We start from the raw sequence: 1072 nt of genomic DNA on the forward strand, positions 1-1072 counted from the left end.
GGCGGTGGGGGCGGGGCGCCCACCACCGACATCCCGGGCAAGCGCCGCATTCCCGACATCCGCATGGACGACGCCCGCGCCACCGGCGCCGACATCGTCGCGGTGGCCTGCCCGCAGTGCACCGCCATGCTCGAAGGCGTGGTGGGCAAGCGGCCCGAAGTGCTGGACGTGGCCGAGCTGGTGGCCCGCGCCGTGGAGGTCAAGCAATGATCCGACGTGTCGATCCGCGCCGCCCGGCGCTCATCACCGCCCAGGGGCTGCGCCGCATCGTGCTGGGCGGCACCGAGGGCGAGCGCGACCTGCGCGTGGGCGCCGGCGCCCACGCCAGCGTGCGCCGCCCGCGCCTGGCGCAGGCCGCCAAGGGCTGCGTGCTCGTCATCGCCCACCCGGACTGCGGCAGTTTTGATGAGCACGCCCGCGAGGCCATCGCCGCCGCGGCGCTGCTGGCCCAGGCGGACGAGGCCGTGGTGGTGCTCGCACCCTGTGCCGAGCCGGACGCGCTGCAGCTCGATGCCGCCGCGCTGGGCCTGGACCGGCTGGAGCTGCTGCCACTGGCAGCGAGCACCACGGCCGATGCGCTGGCCGAGGCCGTGGGCCAGCGCTGGCAGACGCTGCAGCCGCGCCTGGTGCTGGCGCCGGACCGCGGCGACGACGGCGACCTGGGCCGCCGCCTGGCCGTGGCCCGCGGCCTGCGCACCGCCGCGGGCGTGGTGGAGGTCGCCGAAGGCCGCGCCCGCGTGCGGGACCAGGGCGGCGTCAGCCGCGCCGCCGGCGACGCCACCGCGGCCATGGACGCGCTGCAACTGCTGCTCATCGGCCGCCAGGTGGCGCGCACCGAGCTGCCCTTCCTGGGCCTGGGCGAGCGCATCACGCTGCAGCCGCCCGCGGCGCGGCGCACGCTGGGCCTCAAGGACCTGGGCGTGGTCGCCGGCAAGGCGCAGCAAGTGGCGCTGGAGGAGGCCGACTTCATCATGGCCGCGGGCAACGGCGTCACCGACGTGAAGCTGTTCCACGAGCTGGCCGAGGCGCTGGGCGCCGCCGTGGGCGCCTCGCGCGTGGCGGTGGACGACGG

At 77.1% G+C, this 1072-nt stretch carries 2 protein-coding genes; both read left to right on the plus strand.

The annotated features are described in order from the left end of the window. The coding region (locus tag SM757_RS34910) for a (Fe-S)-binding protein (protein ID WP_322468853.1) at positions 1–210 on the plus strand (210 nt) is incomplete at its 5' end. Further along, on the plus strand, positions 207–1072 hold an 866-nt coding region (locus SM757_RS34915), incomplete at its 3' end, for an FAD-binding protein (RefSeq protein WP_322468854.1). The genes SM757_RS34910 and SM757_RS34915, both read left to right, overlap by 4 nt.

The sequence above is a fragment of the Azohydromonas lata genome, assembly GCF_034427735.1.
GTDB classification, from domain to species: Bacteria; Pseudomonadota; Gammaproteobacteria; order Burkholderiales; family Burkholderiaceae_C; genus Azohydromonas; species Azohydromonas lata.